Annotated in this window: 22 protein-coding genes and 1 tRNA gene; 20 read left to right on the top strand and 3 right to left on the bottom strand. The window is 38.3% G+C overall.

Translation table 11 applies throughout. From position 1 onward, the window contains the following. Positions 1-136: 136 nt before the first annotated feature. Positions 137-1,162, bottom strand: a complete 1,026-nt coding sequence (locus tag AC6IWN_RS10725) for a LacI family DNA-binding transcriptional regulator (protein WP_497987409.1) — start codon at positions 1,160-1,162, stop codon at positions 137-139. Between the two features lie 329 nt (positions 1,163-1,491). Between AC6IWN_RS10725 and AC6IWN_RS10720 the strand changes: the two genes are divergently transcribed. The 15 genes from AC6IWN_RS10720 (at position 1,492) to nagA (ending at position 17,438) form a co-directional block, all read left to right on the top strand. Then, positions 1,492-1,704, top strand: a complete 213-nt coding sequence (locus AC6IWN_RS10720; protein WP_497987408.1) for a hypothetical protein — start codon at positions 1,492-1,494, stop codon at positions 1,702-1,704. A gap of 11 nt (positions 1,705-1,715) precedes the next feature. Continuing rightward, a complete protein-coding gene (locus AC6IWN_RS10715; RefSeq protein WP_497987407.1) occupies positions 1,716-3,047 on the top strand; it encodes a DUF4832 domain-containing protein in 1,332 nt (443 codons plus the stop codon). Positions 3,048-3,064: 17 nt separating this feature from the next. Further along, complete coding sequence (locus AC6IWN_RS10710) at positions 3,065-4,351, top strand: hypothetical protein (RefSeq protein ID WP_497987406.1); 1,287 nt, start codon at positions 3,065-3,067, stop codon at positions 4,349-4,351. Positions 4,352-4,363: 12 nt separating this feature from the next. Continuing rightward, the gene (locus AC6IWN_RS10705) at positions 4,364-5,446 is read left to right on the top strand and encodes a hypothetical protein (RefSeq protein WP_497987405.1); all 1,083 of its coding nucleotides are present in this window, start codon (positions 4,364-4,366) and stop codon (positions 5,444-5,446) included. A gap of 3 nt (positions 5,447-5,449) precedes the next feature. Then, the gene (locus tag AC6IWN_RS10700) at positions 5,450-6,769 is read left to right on the top strand and encodes an MFS transporter (RefSeq protein ID WP_497987404.1); all 1,320 of its coding nucleotides are present in this window, start codon (positions 5,450-5,452) and stop codon (positions 6,767-6,769) included. Positions 6,770-6,788: 19 nt separating this feature from the next. Then, positions 6,789-8,045 carry a Gfo/Idh/MocA family protein gene (locus AC6IWN_RS10695; RefSeq protein WP_497987403.1) on the top strand — a complete coding sequence of 419 codons (1,257 nt, stop codon included), beginning with the start codon at positions 6,789-6,791 and terminating at the stop codon, positions 8,043-8,045. A gap of 28 nt (positions 8,046-8,073) precedes the next feature. Further along, positions 8,074-9,039, top strand: coding sequence for an ABC transporter permease (locus AC6IWN_RS10690; RefSeq protein ID WP_497987402.1), 966 nt, complete (start codon positions 8,074-8,076; stop codon positions 9,037-9,039). Then, positions 9,039-9,932 (top strand): carbohydrate ABC transporter permease, encoded by an 894-nt coding sequence (locus AC6IWN_RS10685; RefSeq protein WP_497987401.1) that lies wholly within the window; start codon positions 9,039-9,041, stop codon positions 9,930-9,932. The genes AC6IWN_RS10690 and AC6IWN_RS10685 overlap by 1 nt, the downstream gene beginning before the upstream one ends. A 63-nt stretch (positions 9,933-9,995) precedes the next feature. Further along, positions 9,996-11,441, top strand: a complete 1,446-nt coding sequence (locus AC6IWN_RS10680) for an ABC transporter substrate-binding protein (RefSeq protein WP_497987400.1) — start codon at positions 9,996-9,998, stop codon at positions 11,439-11,441. Between the two features lie 149 nt (positions 11,442-11,590). Continuing rightward, on the top strand, positions 11,591-12,364 hold the full coding sequence (gene nagB / locus AC6IWN_RS10675; protein WP_497987399.1) for a glucosamine-6-phosphate deaminase: 774 nt from the start codon (positions 11,591-11,593) through the stop codon (positions 12,362-12,364). Positions 12,365-12,442: 78 nt separating this feature from the next. Next, positions 12,443-13,363, top strand: coding sequence for a nucleotidyltransferase family protein (locus tag AC6IWN_RS10670; protein WP_497987398.1), 921 nt, complete (start codon positions 12,443-12,445; stop codon positions 13,361-13,363). Between the two features lie 22 nt (positions 13,364-13,385). Further along, entirely contained in the window at positions 13,386-14,513 is a 1,128-nt protein-coding gene (locus tag AC6IWN_RS10665; protein WP_497987397.1) for a phosphotransferase enzyme family protein, read from the top strand. A 16-nt stretch (positions 14,514-14,529) separates the two neighbouring features. Continuing rightward, a complete protein-coding gene (gene galE / locus AC6IWN_RS10660) occupies positions 14,530-15,540 on the top strand; it encodes a UDP-glucose 4-epimerase GalE (protein WP_497987396.1) in 1,011 nt (336 codons plus the stop codon). A 32-nt stretch (positions 15,541-15,572) separates the two neighbouring features. After that, positions 15,573-16,175: a carbohydrate-binding family 9-like protein gene (locus AC6IWN_RS10655; protein WP_497987395.1), complete on the top strand. Its 603-nt coding sequence runs from the start codon at positions 15,573-15,575 to the stop codon at positions 16,173-16,175. Between the two features lie 147 nt (positions 16,176-16,322). Beyond that, entirely contained in the window at positions 16,323-17,438 is a 1,116-nt protein-coding gene (nagA, locus tag AC6IWN_RS10650) for an N-acetylglucosamine-6-phosphate deacetylase (protein ID WP_497987394.1), read from the top strand. 99 nt (positions 17,439-17,537) lie between these two features. Here nagA and AC6IWN_RS10645 read toward each other — a convergent pair whose 3' ends face one another. Together AC6IWN_RS10645 and AC6IWN_RS10640 are read right to left on the bottom strand one after the other, a co-directional pair. Then, positions 17,538-18,029, bottom strand: coding sequence for a GNAT family N-acetyltransferase (locus AC6IWN_RS10645; RefSeq protein WP_497987393.1), 492 nt, complete (start codon positions 18,027-18,029; stop codon positions 17,538-17,540). A gap of 326 nt (positions 18,030-18,355) precedes the next feature. Next, a tRNA-Leu gene (locus AC6IWN_RS10640) sits at positions 18,356-18,438 on the bottom strand. Between the two features lie 358 nt (positions 18,439-18,796). On the opposite strand from AC6IWN_RS10640, the gene polA reads away from it, so the two are divergent. The 5 genes from polA (at position 18,797) to AC6IWN_RS10615 (ending at position 24,533) form a co-directional block, all read left to right on the top strand. Continuing rightward, on the top strand, positions 18,797-21,454 hold the full coding sequence (polA, locus tag AC6IWN_RS10635) for a DNA polymerase I (protein ID WP_497987392.1): 2,658 nt from the start codon (positions 18,797-18,799) through the stop codon (positions 21,452-21,454). Positions 21,455-21,540: 86 nt separating this feature from the next. Then, the gene (gene coaE, locus AC6IWN_RS10630; protein ID WP_497987391.1) at positions 21,541-22,134 is read left to right on the top strand and encodes a dephospho-CoA kinase; all 594 of its coding nucleotides are present in this window, start codon (positions 21,541-21,543) and stop codon (positions 22,132-22,134) included. Positions 22,135-22,330: 196 nt separating this feature from the next. Then, a complete protein-coding gene (locus AC6IWN_RS10625; RefSeq protein WP_497987390.1) occupies positions 22,331-22,753 on the top strand; it encodes a DUF2000 domain-containing protein in 423 nt (140 codons plus the stop codon). Positions 22,754-22,816: 63 nt separating this feature from the next. Next, complete coding sequence (locus tag AC6IWN_RS10620) at positions 22,817-23,530, top strand: response regulator transcription factor (RefSeq protein WP_497987389.1); 714 nt, start codon at positions 22,817-22,819, stop codon at positions 23,528-23,530. Next, positions 23,511-24,533: a sensor histidine kinase gene (locus tag AC6IWN_RS10615; RefSeq protein WP_497987388.1), complete on the top strand. Its 1,023-nt coding sequence runs from the start codon at positions 23,511-23,513 to the stop codon at positions 24,531-24,533. Before AC6IWN_RS10620 ends, AC6IWN_RS10615 begins: the two co-directional genes overlap by 20 nt. The last annotated feature ends 27 nt before the right edge of the window (positions 24,534-24,560 follow it).

Here is a 24,560-nt window from a genome sequence, read left to right as displayed (position 1 = left end):
CCAAGAGCTGTTGTATAATAAATAATTCAATTTAGGAAAAAGATATTGCCTTACGAATTACTATTTTGCAACAGCTCTATTTTTATAAATGCATACGACTTATTTCGACACAGATGATGTATTATCAGAAGATTTGTTACGTGGAACTTCTCTGAATTAGGTTGATTGGAAGAAATAGTTTTTTGGGAAGAAGCTTATATCCGGTTAATCTTGAAATTAGCAAATCGACAGCAACCATACCGATTTCCTTCGTGGGTATCTCAATTGTAGTCAATGGAGGATTGGAGTACTTTGATACTTCTATATTCGATAATCCAACGACGGCCACTTCATTCGGTACGGAGATACCATTATTATATAAGCTGCTTAATGCGGCCATCGCCATCAAGTCACTGGCTACAAAGAAAGCAGTAGGGTAGTTGGATTCCTTGCATAAACGTCCCACCTCAGTGTAGCAGATCTCTTCATCCCAGGCACAGTCAATGACCCAATCTGGGTTGACTTCTAAGCCTGCAGCATGGAGGGAAGAATAAAACCCACGATATCGGAGACTTTCTTTAATATTCCTTGTAATACCACTGCCGCCGATATAGCCTATCTTTTTATGTCCCTTTGCGATGAGGTGTTGCACCGCGATATTCGATACATTGTAATGATCATATCCCACATTATCAATATCTTCCCATTTGGTATCGATACCAACAATGTTAGGAACTTGATTCCGTATAAATTGGTAGGTATCACTACTTAAGGACTCCATAAGGATTAATCCACTGATTGATTCGCCGAACGTGCTATACAATACTTTTTTATCCTCTAGTTCCGCACCGGTTTTAATAAAGGATAATTCGTAGCCGTTCTCCTTCAGCTGCGCTTCGATACCTGACAGTATGGACATAAAATAAGGATCGTTATATTTATCCTTTGTGACGCTAAGAATACACCCAATTTTCTGTGAGCTTTTATTGTTACGTTGATTTGCATCATCGTTGGCTGCGGATTTTGCATGAACCTTTGTTTTATAATTTAACTGGGTCACTGCCTGCCACACTCTTGAACGGGTTTCATCCGTCATTTTATATTGTGTATCATTGTTTAATACTCGTGATACTGTGGCGACCGATACATCAGCCAGTTTTGCCACGTCTCGTATTGTACTCATATTTATAATCTCCCTCTTTGAAGAATCACTTAATCCGGTGGACTTTACGTGCATGCGGATTGTATTTACGCTTTGTTTAGTAAATAAGTAAAAGTAAATATATTAATATGATTATAATTATAATAGTGCCTTTCTGTCAATCATTGAATTATGACGTTGTAAAAAATGTGCTTATTATGGAAAATAACTATTTACATAACGATTACAGGATGTTATAATCACATCAAGAAGTTTAGTAAACAAACGTAACATTACGTAACAAATTACCTTTTAGTGAAGAATTGCAGTATATTGAAATTGTCATGCAGGATAGTAAAGGAGAATGAGTTATGAAAGTGGTACATTGTCATGGCTGCGATTGTAAAGTCAGTAATGAGGAGATTGCGTTAAATCTAAAGTTACTAGGAAAGCATATTGGCAAGTTGTCCTGTTATGATTGCTTGTCAAAGGCACTTGGATTTAACGTAGATAAGTTAAAGAAAATGACAGATTATTTTATAACCAGTGGTTGCATCTTGTTTCAAAAAAGTTATACCGACTAAGGAGATAAATTATGACAGAGAAATTGATTACTTATCCGGTTATTATTGATTCCATGCTTACGAATCCCGGGATTGGATTTATAGCTGCACCGGGACTGATTGGCGAAGACATATCATCAGTAAGCGATAACAGAGGGGAGCAAGTGGAACGATTTAAATTTACCCCCGATAGTCAAACCTGGAATCATCCGGACAGTAAGGTTTTTTACTGCGGTGTAAGATGGAAAGATATCGAAACCAAGAAAGGCGAATATCATTGGGAGGTTTTGGAGAAGAAGCTGGAATATGCAAAATTCCTTGGATGTACTGCAATTGTACGCTGCTCCCCCTATGCACTTGATGAAGAAGAGGATATTCCAGATTGGTTTCGAAGTGAATGGAAGGAAGAGCCGGAATTTCCTTTTTGGAAAGTAGATCCCAATGTTTCCCCGTATGCAAATTATTGGTCTACTTTCATTCGTGAATTTGCAAAGCACTTTGACGGTCATCCTATCATCAGCTCGGTAGACATGGCAATGGTTGGAGCATGGGGTGAAGGCGGAGGAACGGAATTTGTAGACATAGAAAAGATTCGATGCATCTCAGATGCTTACATAGATAATTTTAAAATAACCCCGTTACAGGCGCTGCTTCATGATCCGAAATCGATTGGTGTGATAAGTGAGCGTAGTGAAACAATTGGTTTTCGAGTAGATTGCCTCGGTGATATGGGCGGTTTTCACGGTGTGGAATGGTCTCATATGGAGGATTTCTACCCTGAAAATATCTGTAATTTCCATATGGAGCATGCGTGGGAGAAGGCACCCATTGTATTTGAAGCTTGCTGGCATATGAATGACTGGTACCTACAGGGGTGGGATATCGATTATATCATTGAGGAATCTCTAAAATGGCACATCTCCTCCTTCAACAGTAAGGGTACAACGGTGCCCGAAGCTTGGAAAGAGAAAGTTCTAGGATGGCTAAATCGTATGGGATACCGTTTTGAACTACGCAAGTTCGTATGTGATGCAACGGTTGAAAGAAAACAGAAGCTACTTATCAGTGCTTTATGGGCAAACGTGGGTGTTGCACCTATTTATCATAATTACCCATTGGTGATAAGATTGGTAAACGAAAGCGGTTCCCATACCTTTATAAGTAAAACAGATATCAGGAACTGGTTACCGGATATGGATATACTTTGGGAAGAGGAATTTGTTATTCCGCCAGAACTTACCTCAGGAGAATATGATCTTCTCATTGGAATTGAAACTGGAATTAAGGAGATTGGTAATGTAAAGCTTGCAATCGCAGGTGAAAAGGATGGTTATTATAAAATGGGTACCATTAAAATCAATTAAGGAGGGTCAGGCTTACTATGAATTTATATGAATTCGAAGAATGTGTAAACTATTGTGGATTTGACAATCTGCCGGAGGGACTGGATAAATATTATAAACTTTATCAGGCGACGGAGGAAAAACATCTGATTGATAGAGGATTTCTAGAGGATACATTAGAACGTTTTTTCGTTCCGGAGGAACAAAGTAGATTACTTTTGACCGGAGTAGAAGCGATTGAAAAGGATAATATATTATTTCATTTTACAAAATTTTTAGTATGGGATATGTGCTCAGCAAGAAATCGCTGTGATACTGATAATTATATTTCATTGACTCCGTCTTGCTTGGTAGTTGGGAAAGAGCTTTATTCCTTCCTTCTGCTACTGGCATGCGTGCAACCTTCTATGGGGATGCTGCAGGAACGAGGCGTTTTGGAGGAGTATTACTCGGATATTCCGTATCGCCCAATGAAAAATCAATTTGCAAAATTAATCAAGAAGGGTGATACAAAAGTAAGTGATTTTCCATGGGATATGAATTTTTACACTTGTTCGATCTTTCAGATGGATCGGTTTCTATTTATTCCATACAAATTCGGAGATTCATTTACGATGTTTAGAAATCGAACCACAGGTAAAGTAATTGCACTGAGGGATGCGGAGGAAGAGTTCCGCAGAGATGGTCAGGTGAATGGCATAAATGAGGTGTTTGATGAAAAAGGTAAGTTCGTCTCCGTATGGAAAGAAGATGACAGCATGATTACCGCTAATCTGATTAATCCAATGGGTTTTGTTGAAGAAAACCCGATTACAATTACGAAAATTGAGTGGGATATAGCACTTGAAAAGGGGGATACCCTCCTAGCACTTCATGTGCCCGCAGGCCCCGGCTATAATCCGGAGAGATTGAAGAATTCGATGGAATTGGCGATTGAATTCTATAAGAAATATTTCCCGGAATTAAATATTAAAGGATTTTGGAGTGAAAGCTGGTTATACGATTCTAGATTATCACTAATTCTTGATAATGAAACAAGTAATATAATCAAGGTACAAAGACAATTCTATCTCTATCCGATTGAGGAAGGGGATGGGATGCTTCGTTATGAAGCCTTCGGTGATTGGAAGGCGGATCCTGAACAAGTTGAGCTTAAGTCCTCACTTCAGAGAGCAGCAGCAGCCTATATGAAGACCGGAGCGCGTTTTAATACAATGAGTATGATTGTACTAAAGGAAGATGTGAATCGGGTAACACAAAACACGTATGTTACAAAAGAAGATATCGATAAATTTATGACTGTAGTTGACAGCCATCTAAAATAAGGGGGACAGATTGTGGGTAAATATTCGCTAGAGAATTACAGCCCTTATGAGTCGGAGATTATCAGACTTAAGCCTACGGATAAACTGCAGGAGAATATTGGCCGTGGTTATGCTACATACTTACGATATTCATGGGATGAACTTGAAAAGGAGCGCGGAATCTATCAGCTTGACGGGTTGAAAGAGAAAATAAAGATGACATTGAATCCGGTGCTTATCATAGTGCCAAATGCCCCTATGTGGGTGAATGGTTCTGAAAACAGGTGCTTCTCCCGTTTGATTCGCCGAATTGGCAGCAGTCTTAAGAAGGAACGGTACCTGGCTGGAGTCATGATAGCTTCACAAAACAGTTCAACTGACATCTGGGAGGCTTATATTGATGCTTTTGAAGAGATACCGATTATAGCGGATCTTAAGGATAAAGAATTAATTACTTATCTAAAGAATAAGAAGGTGGAATTCGGATTAACGGTAGCCTGTAATGAAACAAACTGGATTGAAGTTTGTGAGGATTTTGCAAGATATGGGCTGCAAAAAACCTGGGAGAACGCTCCTATACTTCTTCAGCCTGAAGGTGAAGTTGGTGAAAATGTATTAAGGGAAAGCAAGAGATGGCATGTAGCATATGCTGATGCCCCGATTGATATCGGATATAGTTATACACTTCGAAGAGTGACTTATCCGAAGAAGATATCCGTTGGAGGAGCTTTGCCCATTCGTTACTGGGTTGTGAATGATGGATCTGCTCTTTGTTATACAAGTTTTGAACTGAAGGTTAAACTGAAAAAAGCTGAATTGGAATATATCTTAGATTTACATATAGACTGCGGTGTGTGGAGACCGGGTGACATCACGCATAATGAAATCATACATTTACCGGTTATGGAGCCGGGAATTTACTCACTGTATACCGGTATATTCTTTGATGAGGATACTCCGATGAAGCTCAATATAGAGGGCGTGCAAGAGCACGGTTTTTATCCGCTTGGAGAGATAGAAGTTGATATAAAAGAGAGGAAAGAACTGTTTGAGATCTGGAATCACTTTTATCCGGAGGGTTATTATCCTTTAGAGGATCCCAAGGTACCAAGTTAAACTATGGCGACAAAAATTCAACAGCATATTCAGCGGAAATTCTTTTACAGTCAGAAATTATCGGAGCAGGATTTTAAAAGAAGTCAAATCACAATGATATTATCCGGGCCGAGTGCAGGGATTATTAATACCCTTACCTCAGGCACCTTCCTTATCGGCTACCTGGTTTATCTGGGAGCATCGGAACAATATTGTACGATAATGGGGGCTATCCCTCAGCTTGGGTGTATCATGCAGATGCTTTCTCCCTACATATTTGAGCGACTGAAACATCGCAAATTATTGATTTGTCTTAGCTGTTTTTTATTTCGATTTTCCGTGGGTACCTTGATATTAGTTCCAAAGCTGGTGGAAGAGAGAGAGCTAAGACTAACAATCATCATGATTATATATACGATAAGCTTTATGATAGCGGGCTTTGTTACACCCGGATTAAGTCAGTGGTATTTAAGTGTTGCACCCGACCAAAAGCGTGGTAAATTTCTTGCAATTAAGGATATAGCTAGTATGTTCTGTGTGTCGGTTGTATCAATTGGGGTTGGATTTATGATGGACTATTACCATGCGATTGATAAGGCTTATATAGGATTTAGTATTATGTTTGGTATTGCTTTATTCATCTCGGTGGTTGACTTTGTATTAATCTCACAGATTGATGAACCCCTTATAAAGCGAGAACCGATAAAGCAGAGCCTTCTGCGGTTGATCAGAATGCCGATAAGAAATAAGAATTATAGAAAAATTATAGTATTTTTAAGTGTATGGAGCTTTGCTGTCCAGTTTTCCGTGTCGTTTATACCAGTTTATATGATATCAATTCTACATCTAAGCTACTCCTATCTATCAGGAGTAAGCGTATGTGGCAATATTATCGGAATGATATCAATCTATCTGTGGGGAAGACTGGCAGATCGCACTTCGTGGTTTCATCTGTTGAAGATAAGCGGAGGAATCATTATATTCTGCTATCTTGGTTGGGTTATGGTCACACCTAATAATGCTTTGGTGCTCGTGTTCTTTCTTCAGGTTGCACTCACTAGCTGTAATGGAGCATTTGCAATGGCATCAACGAATTTGCAGTATAATCTATCACCGGAATCAGGAAAAACCGCATATCTCGGTATCACCTCAGCGGTTGCTTGCGTGATTAGTTTTGTAGGCGCACTGATGGGATCCATTGCGTATAAAAAATTACAAACAATTAAGATTAAGTTTTATCTATTTGAGATATCAAACATGCAATTTATATTTCTATTTACAGGACTTTTGTTGACGATTGCCATTTTATTCGTAAAGAGGCAGCATCATTTTAAAGAATCATAATACATAGGAGGTTATACAATTGAAGTTGACGTTAATTGGTGCAGGACAACGAGGAATGATATATTCAGAATATGCTTTTCAATCAGAAAAAGCAGAAATCATTGCAGTGGTTGAGCCTGATGATAATAGGAGAAGGGCTGCAGTTGAAAAATTCGGCATACCCAAGGAGAAGCAATTCACCTCTACCGAAGAATTCTTTCAACAGGGCAAGATAGGCGATGCGTTAATAATAGCATCCATGGATCAGGATCATTACAAACAGACAATGGAAGCATTAGAGATGGGATATGATATTCTTCTTGAAAAACCGATCTCACCAAATCCGAGCGAAGCTTTGGAGATTCAGAAAAAAGCGGATGAAAAGGGCTGTAAAGTAATTGTATGCCATGTTTTGCGTTATACGAATTTCTTCAGTAGTATTAAAAAAATACTGGATAGCAAAGATCTTGGTAAGGTAATTAGTATTCAACATAATGAGAATGTTGGAAACTTCCATATCGCTCATTCCTTTGTCAGAGGAAACTGGAGAAGAAGCGATTTAACAAGTCCTTTGGTAATGCAAAAATCCTGCCATGATATGGATATACTCACCTGGCTGGCAGACAGTGAAGCCAAGCGAATTACTTCTTTTGGCAGCCTAAAGTATTTTAAAGAAGAGAATGCACCGGAGAATAGTTCAGAACGTTGTTTGACCTGTAAAGTGGCAGAGGAATGTCGGTTTGATGCAATTAAGACATATCTTCCTGTTCGAGGAAACTGGCCGGCAACCATGATTACACAGGATCAATCAGAGGATGGGCTAAAGAAAGCGTTGGAAGATAGTCCATATGGACGTTGTGTATATCGATGTGATAACGATGTTTGTGATAATCAGGTAGCTTTAATTGAATTTAAGAATGGCGTAACAGTTAGCTTTAACCTAAGTGGATTTACTAATAAGATGAGTCGAACCATTAAGATTATGTGTGAGAATGGGGAAATTCGTGGAGATGATAATGCCAATATAATCGAAATTACAAGATTTACCTCCAATATGGTAGATGAATATAAGCAGGAAGTAATTCATCCGGGTGTGGTGTACAGCGGACATGGTGGCGGAGATTCATTGCTGATGGACAATTTTCTGGAGATGATTGAAACAGATGTGGATATTAGTAAATCATCAATCAAGCAATCGGTCGAAAGTCATATCATGGCCTATGCTGCAGAGTTATCAAGAACTACCGGAAGTATTATTGATTTGGATGAATTAAAGAAACAGTTACTTAAGGCTTAACTATCATAGGCAAAGAGTGGTGAGATGAATGAAAGCAATGGAAGAAAAAAAGAATGACAGTTATATGATGGGAAATAGAAAAGGCGGATTTATGAAAGAAATAAAGAAAAACCGCCAGCTCTACCTCATGTGTGTCCCCGGCCTCATTATCTTAATCATGTTCTGCTATATTCCTTTTGCGGGAACATGGATGGCTTTTACTGATTTTAATGTGGTTGATGGAATATTTGGAAGTAAATTTGTTGGACTGGATAATTTTAAATTTTTCTTCTCCAGTCACAGCATGGGTTGGAGAGTAATTTATAATACATTATTTATTAACTTTTTTAACATTATATTAGGTTTAATTGTTCCAATCAGTGTAGCAATCTTTTTCAATGAAATCCGTAGTAAAGTATTTAAAAAATTAACACAAAGCTTTATGTTTTTTCCGTTTTTTATATCTTGGGTTGTAGTTGGAGCAATTATTTACGGCTTCTTCTCCACAGATGTAGGTGTTGTAAATAATATATTGGTTCAGTTGGGCATGAAGCCTGTGAAGTGGTATGGAGAGCCTCAGTACTGGAAGGGTATCATAATCTTTGCGGATACGTGGAAATGGTGCGGTTATAATTCCATCATCTATATGGCTGCGATGGCAAACTTTGATGGTTCTTTGTATGAAGCAGCAGAAGTGGATGGAGCAAGAAAAATCCAGAGAATTATACATTTGACAATCCCTATGTTAAAACCGACGGCAGTGATCCTTACATTAATGTGCATAGGGCGTATCTTCTATGGTGACTTTGGTATGATATACGGTATTGTTGGTAACAATCCGGTGCTTATGGATGCTGTAACGGTTATTGATACCTATGTATATCAGACAATGAGAACGATGGGCTTTTCTTACTCGACAGCGATAGGCCTGTTCCAGTCTATCATGGGACTGATTTTGGTAATGATAGCAAACAAGGTTGCTAAAAAGATGAATGATGGGGAGGGGCTTTTCTGATGAAGAGAAAAATATCACTTACAGATCGCGGTGTTACAATATTTGCTTATTTATTTATCGGATTACTCGGAATCGTCTGTATTTATCCCTTATTACTTACCTTAAGTGTGTCTTTGTCTTCCGAGCATGAGATAGTAAAGAATGGATATAACATAATTCCACAAAAGGCTACTTTTGATACATATCAATATATATTTTCCAATAGTGGTGCACAGATTTTTAAATCCTATATCGTGACAATATTTGTAACGGTGGTGGGTACACTTAGTGCAATGTTTATTACCAGTATGATGGCTTACGCATTATCAATAAAGAGCTTAAAGTATCGAAATGTTATTGCTTTCATCTGTAATTTTACTATCGTATTTTCTGCCGGACTGATTCCATGGTATGTGGTTTGTGTAAATTATTATGGACTTAAGAATAATATCCTGGCCTTGATACTGCCTTCCGTCTTTAGTGTATGGAATATGTTTTTGATGAGGACATATTTCTCAAGCATCTCACCATCCTTATACGAAGCGGCAAAGATTGACGGAGCAGGTGATTTTAGAGTTTACCGAATCATTGCAATGCCACTTTCTAAAACAGCTGTATTAACGGTTGGATTAATGTATGCGCTGCAATATTGGAATGATTGGTGGAATGCATTGATTTTTATCAATGATAAGAACTTGTACCCTCTTCAATATTATTTATATACCATATTATCCAATGTCAATGCAATTAGCTCCGGACGTATTCCTGCCGGTGCCACAGCTGGTATCGCATTACCAGCTGAAACAGTGAAGATGGCGGTAACAATTATCACAATCGGTCCTATCTTATTCCTGTATCCTATGGTACAGAAGTATTTTGTCCAAGGCATTATGACCGGTGCAGTAAAAGAGTAGGTATAATATAATTCATGTTTTTCAGCCGGATAAGCGGCTTAAAATAAAAATAAGGAGGATGCTATGAAAAAGTTTTTATGTATTATGTTAACAATTGTATTAGCACTTAGCCTGTTGAGTGGATGTGGAAAAAAGGGTGGATCAAAAGACACCGTTACGATTCTGTATCCCGGCGATGAAAGCGAAAGAATGACAGATTTTATGGGCAACGAATTTGCTAAGAAGATGAAAGATGACCTCGGGTTGAAAGTCAAAATGATCTATGTTCCATGGGATCAGTACTGGGAGCAAAAGGATATTATGCTGGCAGCAAATGAACCAATTGATCTATACTGGGATGGTCTTCCTGATCTTGCTACTTTTGTTAACAAGAAACAGGCAATGGTTATGAATGATCTAATAGACAAATATGGACAGGATATGCTGAAGGTTCTTCCTGAAAAACAGCTTAAAGGAAGTTCAATTGACGGAAAAATCTATGGTATCCCAACTGCATATGCTCCGTCCTCCGGTATGTTCCAGTTGGTATGTGTTCGCCAAGATATTCTGGAAGCAGTAGGAATGCACGAAATCAAGACACCGGAAGATCTAAAGACATTTGCAGAAAAAGCCAAAGCGAAGTTCCCGGAGATGAAAGGACCTGCAGATCCGATTTTTAAACCTTTGACTAGAGGATTCGCAGATGAACAGCTTAACTGGGTAGCTAACGGTGATCTTGCAGTTTACGGTGAGAATACGAATAAAGTATACGACTATTATGAAACAGATGCATTCAAAAAGGTAGCACAGTACAATCGTGATATGTATAATTCCGGACTGTATTCCGATGATCTGACAATCAAATATAATGAGCGCGATTCCCGTATGCAGACAGGCTTATATTTGTGGGTAGAAGGTTCTTTAGGGAAAGAGAATGAGATCATTGACAGTGTGAAGGCAAATGCTCCGAATGCAAAACTAAAATCCTATATATTAAAACCGGATGAACCACGTTATGTAATTGCGACAGGCGGTGAAGTGCTTTGTATCCCACAGACTGCTCCGAATCCGGAAGGCGCAATGAAGTTCTTAAATTGGATGTACAAATCACAGGATAACTATCTTTTCTCTTTATATGGTGTGAAGGATAAGGACTACAAGATAGTTAACGATAGAATTGAACGAATCACAAAGAGTGACTTTTTCTATGAGTGGATGTTCCGTAATGAGAATTACCAGCTCTTTGCACCGGAAATCAGCCAGGCTTATATTGATGAATATCAAAAATGGGATGATAAGGCGATCGAAGCAAAATCAATCGGATTCCGTTTTAATAATGCAAATGTAAAAGACATCGAGACAGCGGTAGGAGAAATTGCAAAGAAAGATTTAGATCCTATATTATATGGTTTCGCAGATTTTGATAAAGAATATCCGAAGGCGATTCAGAAGCTCAAGGATGCCGGAATCGACAAATATATAGCTGAGGTTCAAAAACAGATGGATGAGTATTTAGCGAAGAATAAGTAAGTATCCATAATTAAACAGGCCACTAATCGATTATTACATCACTAGTGGCCTGTATTACGCTAATAGAAATTGATTTGTTCTGCGTTTTTTGAACCGACAATTAAACTACTTACTACAAAACGTATGAAATTATGATAGGAGATATTACTATGACACTCTATCAAGTGAAAAACTATAATGAAATGAGTCGTAAAGCAGCTAATATTATATCAGCTGAGATGATTATCAATCCTGGTAGTGTATTGGGTCTGGCAACAGGATCCACTCCAATTCAAATATACCAGCACTTAATTCAATGGTATCAAAAGGGTGACCTTGATTTCGCGGAAATCAAAACGGTTAATTTGGATGAATACAAAGGACTATCAGAGAATAACAAACAAAGCTATCGGTACTATATGAAACAGCATTTATTTCAGCATGTGAATGTAAAGCAGGAAAATACATATCTTCCAAACGGAATGGAAGAAAATACGGAATATGAGTGCAAGAGATATGATAAGGTAATTCAGGAATTGGGCGGTGTAGATTTGCAGCTACTGGGGCTGGGTCATAATGGTCATATAGGTTTTAATGAGCCCAGTGATAAATTTGAAAAAGGAACCAATTGTGTGAAATTAGCACAAAGTACAATAGAAGCGAATTCAAGGTTGTTCGAAGAAGGTGAAATAGTACCTCATTATGCCTATACAATGGGAATTCATACGATTATGCAGGCAAAGAAGATTCTGCTGGTGGTTAGCGGGAAGGATAAGGCAAAAGCGTTGACGAGCGCTTTAACTGGACCAATCTCTCCGGAGGTTCCGGCTTCCATATTACAGCTCCATAAGAATCTTATCGTTGTGGCAGATGAGGATGCGCTATTAACAATAGATGTTTCAACCCTTAATTGTAATATGAATTCAGTAGGGTTATGTAATTAAGAATATAAAATCAATCGTATATGGAATAAGAGCAATATGAGTTGGTTATCGAATAGAAGTCAGAAAGGATGAATGAGGATGACAACACCGGTATTAGTAATAATGGCTGCCGGCATGGGCAGCAGGTATGGTGGACTAAAGCAGATCGATCCTGTAGATGAGCAGGGGAATCTTATTATTGATTTTTCGATTTATGATGCGATGAAAGCAGGTTTTAAAAAGGTGATATTCATTATAAAGCCCGAAATTGAGATCGAATTCAAAGAAAGAATCGGTGATCGAATATCAAAATATATTGAAGTAGAATATGCGTATCAGAAGCTTGATAATCTGCCGGATGGATTAAATGTGCCAAATGGTAGGGTAAAGCCCTGGGGAACCGGACATGCAATCTTAAGTTGTATCGACATCATTGATGGACCATTTGCAGTGATTAATGCCGATGATTATTATGGCAGCCATGCTTTTTCTATGATATATGACCAATTGATAAATGAAAATGAACAGGATGCCTCCCATTACAGTATGGTTGGGTATGTACTAGAGAATACATTAACGGAACATGGGCATGTTGCGAGAGGTGTATGTGAGGTGAATGAACACGGCTTTCTGGAGAGAATCACTGAACGAACACACATAGAAAAGCGTGATAATGCTGCTGCATTTACTGAAGATGACGGTAAAAGTTGGGCAGAGATTCCACTTACCAGTACGGTTTCTATGAACTTATGGGGATTCCATAAGAGCATCCTTACTGTACTGAAAGATAAGTTTATAAGCTTTCTGGAGAAGGATGCCGTGAATAATCCGTTGAAATCGGAATATTTTTTACCTGCTGTTGTAGGTGAACTTTTATCTGATGGTAAAGCAACCGTATCGGTACTGGAATCGAAGGATAAATGGTATGGGGTTACCTACAAAGAAGATAAACAAGTTGTTGAAGATGCCATTCGTGATATGAAGCATAATGGATTGTATCCGGAACAGCTGTGGAATTAGAAAAGAAATGGAGGCAGCGATTATGACAAGAGAAGAATATTGTGTAAAAATAGATGAGGCCATTGAGGGAATTGTATTTCATGGTGAATATATGGATCATGCCAGATATGGCCATGGACATATTAATGATACCTTCCTTATTCGATTCCGAAGAGAAGATGGAACGGTTGAAAAATACATTCTGCAAAGGATGAATCATGAGATATTTAAAGACCCAGCTAAATTAATGAAGAATATATGCGGAGTAACCTCATTTTTAAGAGGAAAGATTACTGAAGCAAATGGAGATGTAAACCGTGAGACATTGAACGTGGTAAATACAAAAGATGGAAAGACCTTTTATGTTGACAGTATCGGTTCGTATTGGAGAGCATATCAATTTATTGAAGATACGGTTTGCTATGAACAGGTGGAGAAACCAGAGGATTTTTATCAGAGCGCATTAGCATTTGGACATTTTCAAAAGTTACTGGAAGACTTTGATGCATCAAGTTTATATGAAACCATTCCTGATTTTCATAATACACCTGCCCGCTACGAGGTATTCGAAGAGGCGGTGGAGAAGGATATCTACAATCGAGCTTGTGAGGTTAGCGAAGAGATTGAATTCCTGCGCCAGCATAAGCAGGAGATGGAAACCTGTATGGAGCTTCTAAAAAAGGGAGAACTGCCCCTTAAGGTCACCCATAACGATACAAAGCTCAATAATATCATGATGGATAATACGACCGGAAAAGGAATCTGTGTTATCGATCTGGATACCATAATGCCAGGCCTGTCAATTTTTGATTTTGGTGATTCCATTCGCTTTGGTGCAAATACTGCCGCGGAAGATGAGACGGACTTATCTAAGGTAACCTTGGATTTAAATTTGTTTGAAGCATATACAAGAGGCTTTTTAGAAGGTTGTGAGGGAAGTATTACTGAGAAAGAAGTGGAAATGCTGCCAATGGGAGCAAAGACGATGACGATGGAATGTGGAATGAGATTTTTAACCGATTATTTGCAAGGAGATAATTATTTCAGAATTCACAGAGAAAAACATAATTTGGATCGTTGCAGAACACAGCTAAAGCTTGTTAAAGATATGGAAAGAAAATGGGAAGCGATGAAACTGATTGTTGATAAATATAAAGTATACGCAAAATAAAGAAAAGAGGGATTCTATGACGATATTAGTAACCGGAGGAGCGGGCTACATAGGAAGCCACACCTGTATAGAGCTTCTTGAAGCCGGATATGATGTTATTGCTTTGGATAATCTATGTAACTCCAGTGAGGAATCAATTCGTAGAGTTATGAAAATCACAGGGAAAGAGATAACGTTTTATAAAGTTGATATATGTGATGAGGCAGATTTAAGCCTGGTGTTTCAGAAGGAGAATATCGATGCAGTAATTCACTTTGCTGCACTCAAAGCGGTTGGAGAGTCTGTTGCCAAACCGTTGGAATACTATCAAAATAATATTACCGGAACATTGGTGTTATTAAAGGTTATGAAAAACTTTGGCGTGAAAAAAATCGTATTTAGCTCTTCTGCAACCGTTTATGGGAATCCGGAAACAGTACCAATTAAAGAAGATTTTCCGCTTTCTGCCACGAATCCTTACGGAAGAACTAAGTTGATGCTGGAAGAAATTCTTGGTGATCTTCATGTTTCAGATCCGGAATGGAATGTGATTCTTCTTCGCTATTTTAATCCGATTGGAGCACACAAAAGCGGATTAATTGGTGAGAATCCTAATGGTATTCCGAATAATTTGGTGCCTTATATCACTCAGACCGCAGTTGGGAAGTTAAAGGTTCTTGGTGCATATGGTGACGATTATGATACGCATGATGGAAGTGGTGTTCGCGACTATATTCATGTTATGGATCTTGCTGCAGGACATGTAAAAGCGATTCGTAAGATGGAGGAAGAGCCTAAGGTTCGTGTCTATAACCTCGGTACCGGGGTTGGCTACAGTGTATTTGAGATGATTAAAGCATTCTCAAAGGTTTGTGAAAAAGATATTCCATATACAGTAAAACCCCGTAGACCGGGTGATATTGCTATGTGCTATGCTAATGCTTCTTTAGCGGAAAAAGAACTCGGGTGGAAGGCATGCAGAGATATCAACGAGATGTGTGAGGATTCCTGGAGATGGCAGAAGAATAATCCGAATGGTTATCAATAAATATGAAAAAATTACTATGATAGGAGGTTTACATGCCATACTATGTGAAACGAATTACAGGAGTGGAAGAGATTGATCAATGCGATATATTTCAAATCGATCATTATCAATGGTTAGGCAGTTACCGGCCAAAAGCATATGGAAGAATGGGATATTTGGAAGGGTTCGGATTTATCGTATCCATAACAGTGGAAGAAAAAAATCCTCTACGTCATTATCAACATAGGGACGATCCCGTTTATAAGGATAGTGCGGTGGAAGCGTTCTTTGATTTTTCACCGGATAGCGGAGAACAGAGATATGTTAATTTTGAGATGAATGCGAATAGTGCAATGCTAAGCCAATTCGGGAATAAAGGAAATCGTCAATTTTTAAAACAAATAACGAATCAAACAGCTCAATGTGATGTATCAATCGAGGAAGAGTTTTGGAGCGCTTTATTACAGATTCCGATGGGATTAATCACGGAGTTATATGAGATGGAGCCATTGAAAAAGAATGATCATTTTACCTGCAATTTCTACAAGATATGTGAAGATGCTGAGCTGGAGCATTATGCAAGCTATGCACCAATCGATAGCCCTAGACCTGATTTTCATCTTCCGGAGTATTTTGCAGAGGCAGTAATCTGCTAAGGATACAGAATATTACGTGCAGGAATCATGTTTGTTACTCACTGTAAAATGTATGTTAGGACTTACATAACTGAAAGATGTAATACAGGTCAAAAGGTAAATAAGGTAGAGTGATGATTTGAAGATGATATTAATGAGGATAAGGATATGATATTAAAAAATGCTATGATATTTTATATGGGATGCTTCCAAAGACTTGATCTTCAAGTAACGGATGGTGAAATCGCCAAAATATCCGATTGTATTGATGGGGATGGTTATTATGACTGCAGCGATAAGTTGATTATTCCAGGCTTAATCGATATCCATACGCATGGATGTGTTGGGCATGATTTTGCAATCGCATCCGTTGATGAAATCGAATTAATGCGCAGATATTATGCACAACAGGGTGTAACATCGGTTTTAGGCACAACCATTACGATGGAGCATGAGAAGCATAAAAGAGCAATGACCGTAATTCGTACAGCGATGAATACAAGCTCAGAGGGCAGTACGATTCTTGGTATTAATATGGAAGGACCTTACTTAGGCATTGATAAAAAAGGAGCGCATGATGAAAAGCTTCTTGCAAGTATCGATGAAAAACTCTTTGAAGAGCTGGATGCGTGCGCGAATCACAACATTCGGATTGTAAATTTGGATCCAAGGCTTGAGAGTGCATTTCATTTTATCAAAACCTATCACAAGGATAAGGTGATATCCTTAGCGCATACTAGCTGCGATTATGAATTAGGCAAAAAAGCAGTTGATTGCGGTGCCAGTCATATCACACATCTGTTTAATGGGATGAACGGCATGCATCACAGGGAACCCGGCTTAATCGGGGTAGCATCAGATTGTAATGTAAATGCAGAGTTGATATGCGATGGTATCCATGTTCACCCTTCAGTCATTCGATTGGTTTTTAAAGCTTTTGGCGATAAGATTATATTAATCTCGGATTCGATGAGTGCAGCCGGTTTATCGGACGGAGAATATGAGCTTGGAGGACAGAAGGTCACGGTAAATAATAAAAAGGCTGTACTATCCGATGGTACCATAGCAGGCTCAACCACGAATCTATTTGAGGCTCTGCGATATAGTATTCAAAGCGGTGTTAGCCCGGAACAAGCGATACTTAGTGCAACCTTTTATCCTGCTAAGGCAATTCACGCGGACGATAGGGTTGGGAGTATAGAGGTTGGAAAGACAGCGGATTTATTAATCACATCCGATCAGTTCGTTTTGGAAAAGGTAATGCTTCGCGGTGAATTGCAATAGAGAATTCATTAATCATAAGAATAAATCTAGAGAATATCCTAAATTTATGAAAAACTGAGGCTTATGTAATCAATAAAATGACGACATAAGCCTTTTTACTTATATCTTTTTCTGCATTAATATCAGTCCAAAATCACGTCCAAACTTCGTTGCAATATTGTTTAGTTCCCCTATTACAGTAAATCCGTGTTTTTTGTGGAAATTAATGCTTCCAGTGTTTTCAGAAGAAACATCAGAAATCAGATTTGTAATATTTCTTTTCTTGGCCTCTTCTTCCAATTTTTTAATACACATACTCCCAATTCCTTTTCCTGTATATTCAGGTGATAAAAAATATGTTAATGCTGCTGTTATGTTAAAGGTACTATGTGGTATATATTCACTTAACATGCAGAATCCAATAACTAAATTGTTTTCATTCGTAACAGCGTAGGCTGGATAATTTTTAGCAATACTTAAAAATCTGCTAAATGAATCATACGATACTGGCTCAGGTGGAAATGCTGCAGTCCCTGTTTTTACATAATGATTGTAAATATCAATGACCGGTTTTTGATGCGCTTCTGATAATTCTTGAAATGTAATGTGCATAGTAATATCCTTTCAACTCAAATATGGTGTCGACATAAATCGAATTCTTGCGAGGTTAAATATTATATGGCTTATATTAACAAAAGTCAACAGATAGCTCTTTGAATTATAAAGAGATTCATATACTGCAGCTTCAAAGATTTGATTGATCAATTGCATATCCTATTGTAATTAAGAAGAGAGTATTACTATAAGAGTAACATGATGAAAAAATACATGGCGAGCGACAAAAACAGGACACATCAGACTACTGAAAAATCCAGTAAAAGTATGATGTGTCCTGCTAGAACATTAAACACTGCAAAATATATGCAATTTTAGATTACTGCGGATAGAGGGACTCGAACCCTCACACCCTCGCGAGTGGCAGATTTTGAGTCTGCTGCGTCTGCCATTCCGCCACATCCGCATTGGTAACGAAGTTCATTCTAACACAATATATTTTATATTTCAAGTATGAAAATGTATTTTGAGAAGAAAATAATTTGTGGAAAATGTTCCTAAAATATGGAGGAGTAACTTGGAGGCTATTACTATATTTTTAGATAATACTAGATTTTTTATCTACTTTCCGTTATGCTGATAAGTATAAGGTTAGTGGTAATGTTGTAAGATATATCCATGCGAAATATATCTTACAATCAGATATTATCTAGCGAAGAGGAACACAGAAAAATAAAGATTAAGTACTGAAAGTAAATATAGATTTTAGATAAGGATAGGAAGGAGGTCTCGTTGGACAAGCATTTTATCTGACGAAACACAGCATGAGTAAAAAGATTGTATTAATTGACGGACATAGTATATTGAATAGGGCATTTTATGGGTTACCGGATTTGACCACCGCACAGGGGGAGCATACGAATGCGGTGCTTGGGTTTATTAATATTATGTTTAAGATACTTGAGGAGGAGAAACCGGATTATTTGACGGTTGCATTCGATACCAGTCATCCGACCTTCCGCCATGAGATGTTTGACGCTTATAAGGGGACAAGAAAAGGTATGCCGGATGAACTGAGAGCGCAGGTTCCGGTGATGAAGGAAGTGCTAAAAGCGATGAACATCACTGTGATTGAGAAGCCGGGCTTTGAAGCAGACGATGTTCTTGGTACTTTGGCGGTTCAATCTGAGAAGGCGGGGAATGACGTATCACTTGTATCCGGTGACAGGGATTTGTTGCAGCTTGCAAGTGAGAAGATTAAAATTCGTATTCCTAAGACAAAGAGAACCGGCACGGAGATTGAGGACTACTTAGCAGCCGATGTTTATGAAAAGTACCATGTTACCCCGAAGCAGTTCATCGATCTTAAGGGTCTGATGGGCGATACTTCCGATAATATTCCAGGGGTACCGGGAATCGGCGAAAAGACAGCAGGAAAATTAATTGAGGCATATCAGTCTATAGAGAATATCTATGAGCATATTGATGAGTTGCCGGCAAATCGGGCAACTACGAATCTGAGAGAGAATAAGGAGCTTGCTTTTTTATCAAAGAAGCTGGCAACTATATGCACGGATTGTGAGATTGAGTTTAATATAGAGAACGCGGATTTAAGCAATATTTATAATGAACAGGTTTATCTTTTGTTTAAACGATTGGAATTCAAAAATCTGATTTCACGTTTTCAGTTAAAGCAGGACGAAGAGGTGAGTCATACCACTGGAATTGAGGAAACCTTCTGCTTTGTGGAAGATTTGGGTGAGGTAGATCAGATATTTGGTCTGCTTAGTCAGAAAAGTGAAGCAGCAATTGGTTTGAAGATCGTGATAGAGAAGGGAAATCTGCTTGGTATATCAGTCTGTAAAGCGGAGGATAAGGTATATTTTATCAAATGTGGTGGCTTTATGACGCCCGAGTATCTATGTGATAAGGCAGCAGAGTTGGCTCATGCAGGACATCGAATCAGTGTGATTGGATTAAAGGAACAGCTCCCTTACCTAAAGGTTAGTGAGAAGAATGATATATTCGATAGCGCAATTGCCGCTTATTTGTTAAATCCGCTAACGGATACTTATCACTATGATGATATCGCGAGGGATTACCTTGGCATGACAGTTCCCTCCAGAGAAGATCTGCTTGGTAAAACCTCCCTGGCGGAGGCAATCGAGGAGAAAAAGGATGTATTTCTTCAGTTTGCTTGCTACAGTGCTTATATTGCACATCGTGCAGCGCAGGAGCTTCGCGGGAGAATGGATGCCTCCGGTATGTCAGAATTATTCGATAAAATAGAGATGCCGTTAATTTATTCCCTCTATGATATGGAGGTACGTGGTATTCATGTGAATAAAGAAGCATTGAAAGAATATGGTGATAATCTCGCGGTGGGTATTGAACGTCTCGAGAAGGGGATCTATGAGCAGGTAGGAGAGGTGTTTAACATCAACTCCCCGAAGCAGCTTGGTGTGATTCTGTTTGAGAAAATGGGACTTCCTTTCGGGAAAAAGACGAAGACAGGTTATTCCACCTCTGCGGATATCTTAGAGAAGCTACAGGCGGAGCATCCGGTAGTAAAGATGATACTAGAATACCGTCAGCTGACGAAGCTAAAATCCACATATGCAGATGGACTTGCCGGCTATATTGGTGAGGATGGACGAATCCATGGAAAATTCCATCAGACGATTGCGGCGACCGGTCGTATTAGTAGTACGGATCCGAATCTTCAGAATATCCCGATTCGTATGGAGCTTGGAAGACAGATACGTAAGGTATTCATACCGGAAGAGGGATATGTATTCCTAGATGCGGATTATTCTCAGATCGAGCTTCGTGTGTTAGCTCATATGTCGGAAGATGAAAGATTAATTAATGCATATAAAGAAGCAGAGGATATCCATCGTATTACCGCTTCCGAGGTGTTCCATATCCCCTTTGAAGAGGTAACCTCCGCACAAAGAAGCAGCGCAAAAGCAGTAAACTTTGGTATCGTATACGGCATCAGCTCTTTTGGACTTGGTCAGGATTTGAATATTACCCGTAAGGAAGCTGAGCGATATATTGAAAAGTATTTTGAAACCTATCCAAAGGTTAAGGCTTATCTGGATCAATTGGTTGCAGATGCGAAGGAGCAGGGCTTTGTAACGACGTTGTTTGGTCGTAGAAGACCGATACCTGAGCTTAGCTCCAGTAATTTTATGCAGCGTTCCTTTGGTGAGCGTGTTGCTATGAACTCCCCGATTCAGGGTACTGCAGCAGATATTATTAAGATTGCGATGATCCGAGTAAATCAGAGACTGAAGGAAGAAAATTATAAATCAAGACTCATCCTACAGGTACACGATGAGCTATTAGTAGAAACACATAAGGATGAAGTGGATCAAGTATCAAAGATCATCGTGGAAGAGATGCAGGGAGCAGCAGAGCTATCAGTGGTATTGGAAGCAGAAGTAAAGGAAGGCAAGAACTGGTTCGAGGCGAAGTAGGTAATTACCCAATATGGTAAGATTGCAATAAGTACAATGCAAAACAATTACGAAAATAGATACAAATAATATAAAGGTGACACATTATGAAAGTAATCGGATTAACAGGTGGAATCGGCAGCGGTAAATCACTGGTTGCAGAGATCCTAGAGAAAAAATACGGAGCATATTTACTGAATACGGATGCAATCGCAAAGAAACAGATGGAACCGGGTGGAGACAGCTATATAGAGGTTGTGGAGTATATTGGAACTGAGATTCTTGCAGAGGATATGACCATAGACCGAGCAAAGCTTGCAGCCGTAATATTTGATGATAGCGAAAAGCGCCTTAAGATCAATGAAATCACACATCCAAAGGTGTTAAAAACAGTGATAGCAGAGATACAAAACATGCGTGAGCAGGGAACACATCCTTATCTTATAGTCGAGACGGCACTAATGATAGAGGCTGGATATGACTACATCTGTGATGAAGTGTGGTATGTACATGCGCCGGAACAGGAGCGCAGAACCAGATTAAAAACTAGTCGAAGCTACTCCGATGAGAAGATTGACTCCATATTCTCTAATCAGAGTAAAGAGGAGGCCTTCCGTGCGAAGTTTGAGAAGGTAGTGGAGAATGTGGGAGATGTGAAGAAACTAGAGAGTCAGATAGATGAATTATTAAAACTTGATTAGCATTTATTTATTATATAAAGTAAATGAAATAGTAATATGACATACGTCAAAATGTTTAACAAAGATGATTTTTATCGTATTTTGCTATTATTTAATTTGAAGATATCTTACAAGTATTTATGATCTATTTATTATAAAATAAAGCCTGAATTTGTGATATTGCATTTATTTAAAATATTAGAAAGAGGGCGAAAGAATGGATATTCAAAAAAACAAATGTGTTGTGGTGATTGATGAAGAACTACCGATTGGTTTGATTGCAAATACAGCAGCAATACTTGGAACTACACTCGGAAAAAAGAACCCGGATATCGTCGGAGAAGATTTTACAGATCAGGATGGTAATGTTCATTTGGGTATCGTGGCAACGCCGATTCCGATATTAAAAGGAACAAAAGAATTGATTAAATCAATCCGTACCAGATTATATGAAGAAGAGTTTATGGAATTGATTGTTGTAGACTTTACAAATGTGGCACAAAGCTGCAACTCCTATCCGGATTTTGTGACCAGAATGTCAGCCACGCCGGAGAAAGAGTTATGTTATATGGGTATTGCAGTTTGTGGAGACAAGAAGAAAGTAAATAAGCTGATGGGGAGTATGCCGTTACTTCGTTAAGATTTGTTACTATGCGAGTGATGTTCTTTACGAAGTATGGATTGATGTGTTGGGAGAAACGAGATGAATAAGATTGCACTTGTTGAAGATGATACAGGGCTGAGAGAATTAATATCCGATATGTTGCGAAGATACGATTATATCGTATCGGAACTAATTGATTTTAAGAATATCGTTAATGCGTTGCTTTTAGAAAAACCGGATATTATAATTCTCGATATTAATCTCCCCTATATGGATGGATTTGAGATTTGTAAAAGGGTTCGAAAACAGAGTAATGTTCCGATTATCATCCTTTCAGCCAGAAATAGTGAGGTAGAGCAAGTGATGGGGATAGAGTTCGGAGCGGATGACTACGTGACGAAGCCTTTTAGCATGGAAGTATTAAGAGCAAAAATCGCAGCTTGCTTAAGACGAACGTATGGAGAATACATTGGAGAAAAAAATGTAGAGGTATTTGGGGACTTCACACTGGACCTTGCAAATATTCGCATGGGCTTTAAAGGACAGTATTGTGAGCTTACAAAAAATGAGTTTAAAATATTAAAATGTCTCACGGAACATATTAATTGTTTTGTGGAACGAGAGACATTATTAAGAGAATTATGGGATGATGTTGAGTTTATTGATAATAATACGCTAAACGTTAATATATCCCGTATCAAAAGTAAATTAACCCAAATTGGGATTTTGGATGCAATCAGTACAAAAAGAGGGTACGGATATATGCTTATTACTTATTGGATGGAGGCTTATCATGAAGCTGAAACTTCTTAAAGAATTTCTTAAGGATATCTTTCTATACGCCTTCTTTTTTTATCTGGGGGTGTTCTTACTTTTATTTGCATCCTATCTTGAGTCTGGTAGAAAAACAGACATTCTATATGCCCTTCTTTTGTCTAGTTTTGCTTTTTTCATCTTTCTTCTCATCAAGATTATTAATTATTTCCGGTTTGCTTCTGTGCTAAAAGCTATAAAAGCGGGCGCACCTACTGATGCTGCACAAGTTTCTGGCCTAACTCATCAACAGCGCGATGCAGTGAAGGTTATGACAGAGATTATGAGAAGGAATACACAGAAGGAGCATGAGCTACGACGACACAATGACGAAAAGTACAAAATCATCTCTCAAATTGTACATAATATTAAAACACCATCATCAATTATTGATCTGATGCTTCAAGATCATAGGAACAATGGAGAAAGCAGTATAGAGATCTATAAGAAAATTGACCATGAAAATAAAGTAATCAATGAAAATCTGGATCAAATCTTAAGCTACCTCCGACTGGATTATTTCCCTAATGATTATCGGATAGAAGATGTAGAATTAACCTCCTTGCTACGAGATAAAATAAATATCAGAAAAGATAGCTTTATACTCAATAACGTATATCCTAAGATAATATCTGACGAGCAAGAAGTCTATATCTTAACGGATAGAAAATGGAACGGAATAATCATAGAGCAGATCCTATCGAATGCAATGAAATACAGTCCTCATGATGGAGAGGGAGCTATTACCTTTCGAATTAAAAAGAGAAAAGATAGCGTTCTATTAGAAATTGAGGATAACGGAATTGGTATTTCTTCATCGGATTTAAAAAGAGTTTTTGAGCCATTCTTTACCGGAGAGAACGGAAGACAGGTAAAATCAGCGTCGGGAATCGGTCTATACATTTGTCAAAGAATAGCGAAGGAATTAAATCATAAGATTGAAATTACCTCACATGTAGGTAAGGGGACAAAGGTTTCCATCACTTATCTTACAAAAATGTAATTTTATCTTAAGATGGGATTTTTGTCA

It is taken from the genome of Variimorphobacter sp. HTMS_6, from assembly GCF_059717775.1.
The sequence above is the reverse complement of the archived record's forward strand: the minus strand, read 5'-3'. Positions and strand labels throughout refer to the sequence as shown.

What these genes read in the sequence shown, in the direction of transcription:
- AC6IWN_RS10680 (WP_497987400.1), top strand. Translation starts at nt 9,996, where the DNA reads ATGAAAAAGTTTTTATGTATTATGTTAACAATTGTATTAGCACTTAGC.
- AC6IWN_RS10655 (WP_497987395.1), top strand. Translation starts at nt 15,573, where the DNA reads ATGCCATACTATGTGAAACGAATTACAGGAGTGGAAGAGATTGATCAA.
- nagB (WP_497987399.1), top strand. Translation starts at nt 11,591, where the DNA reads ATGACACTCTATCAAGTGAAAAACTATAATGAAATGAGTCGTAAAGCA.
- AC6IWN_RS10690 (WP_497987402.1), top strand. Translation starts at nt 8,074, where the DNA reads ATGAAAGCAATGGAAGAAAAAAAGAATGACAGTTATATGATGGGAAAT.
- AC6IWN_RS10620 (WP_497987389.1), top strand. Translation starts at nt 22,817, where the DNA reads ATGAATAAGATTGCACTTGTTGAAGATGATACAGGGCTGAGAGAATTA.
- AC6IWN_RS10715 (WP_497987407.1), top strand. Translation starts at nt 1,716, where the DNA reads ATGACAGAGAAATTGATTACTTATCCGGTTATTATTGATTCCATGCTT.
- polA (WP_497987392.1), top strand. Translation starts at nt 18,797, where the DNA reads ATGAGTAAAAAGATTGTATTAATTGACGGACATAGTATATTGAATAGG.
- AC6IWN_RS10710 (WP_497987406.1), top strand. Translation starts at nt 3,065, where the DNA reads ATGAATTTATATGAATTCGAAGAATGTGTAAACTATTGTGGATTTGAC.
- AC6IWN_RS10670 (WP_497987398.1), top strand. Translation starts at nt 12,443, where the DNA reads ATGACAACACCGGTATTAGTAATAATGGCTGCCGGCATGGGCAGCAGG.
- nagA (WP_497987394.1), top strand. Translation starts at nt 16,323, where the DNA reads ATGATATTAAAAAATGCTATGATATTTTATATGGGATGCTTCCAAAGA.
- AC6IWN_RS10685 (WP_497987401.1), top strand. Translation starts at nt 9,039, where the DNA reads ATGAAGAGAAAAATATCACTTACAGATCGCGGTGTTACAATATTTGCT.
- AC6IWN_RS10700 (WP_497987404.1), top strand. Translation starts at nt 5,450, where the DNA reads ATGGCGACAAAAATTCAACAGCATATTCAGCGGAAATTCTTTTACAGT.
- galE (WP_497987396.1), top strand. Translation starts at nt 14,530, where the DNA reads ATGACGATATTAGTAACCGGAGGAGCGGGCTACATAGGAAGCCACACC.
- AC6IWN_RS10645 (WP_497987393.1), bottom strand. Translation starts at nt 18,029, where the DNA reads ATGCACATTACATTTCAAGAATTATCAGAAGCGCATCAAAAACCGGTC.
- coaE (WP_497987391.1), top strand. Translation starts at nt 21,541, where the DNA reads ATGAAAGTAATCGGATTAACAGGTGGAATCGGCAGCGGTAAATCACTG.
- AC6IWN_RS10720 (WP_497987408.1), top strand. Translation starts at nt 1,492, where the DNA reads ATGAAAGTGGTACATTGTCATGGCTGCGATTGTAAAGTCAGTAATGAG.
- AC6IWN_RS10615 (WP_497987388.1), top strand. Translation starts at nt 23,511, where the DNA reads ATGAAGCTGAAACTTCTTAAAGAATTTCTTAAGGATATCTTTCTATAC.
- AC6IWN_RS10625 (WP_497987390.1), top strand. Translation starts at nt 22,331, where the DNA reads ATGGATATTCAAAAAAACAAATGTGTTGTGGTGATTGATGAAGAACTA.
- AC6IWN_RS10725 (WP_497987409.1), bottom strand. Translation starts at nt 1,162, where the DNA reads ATGAGTACAATACGAGACGTGGCAAAACTGGCTGATGTATCGGTCGCC.
- AC6IWN_RS10665 (WP_497987397.1), top strand. Translation starts at nt 13,386, where the DNA reads ATGACAAGAGAAGAATATTGTGTAAAAATAGATGAGGCCATTGAGGGA.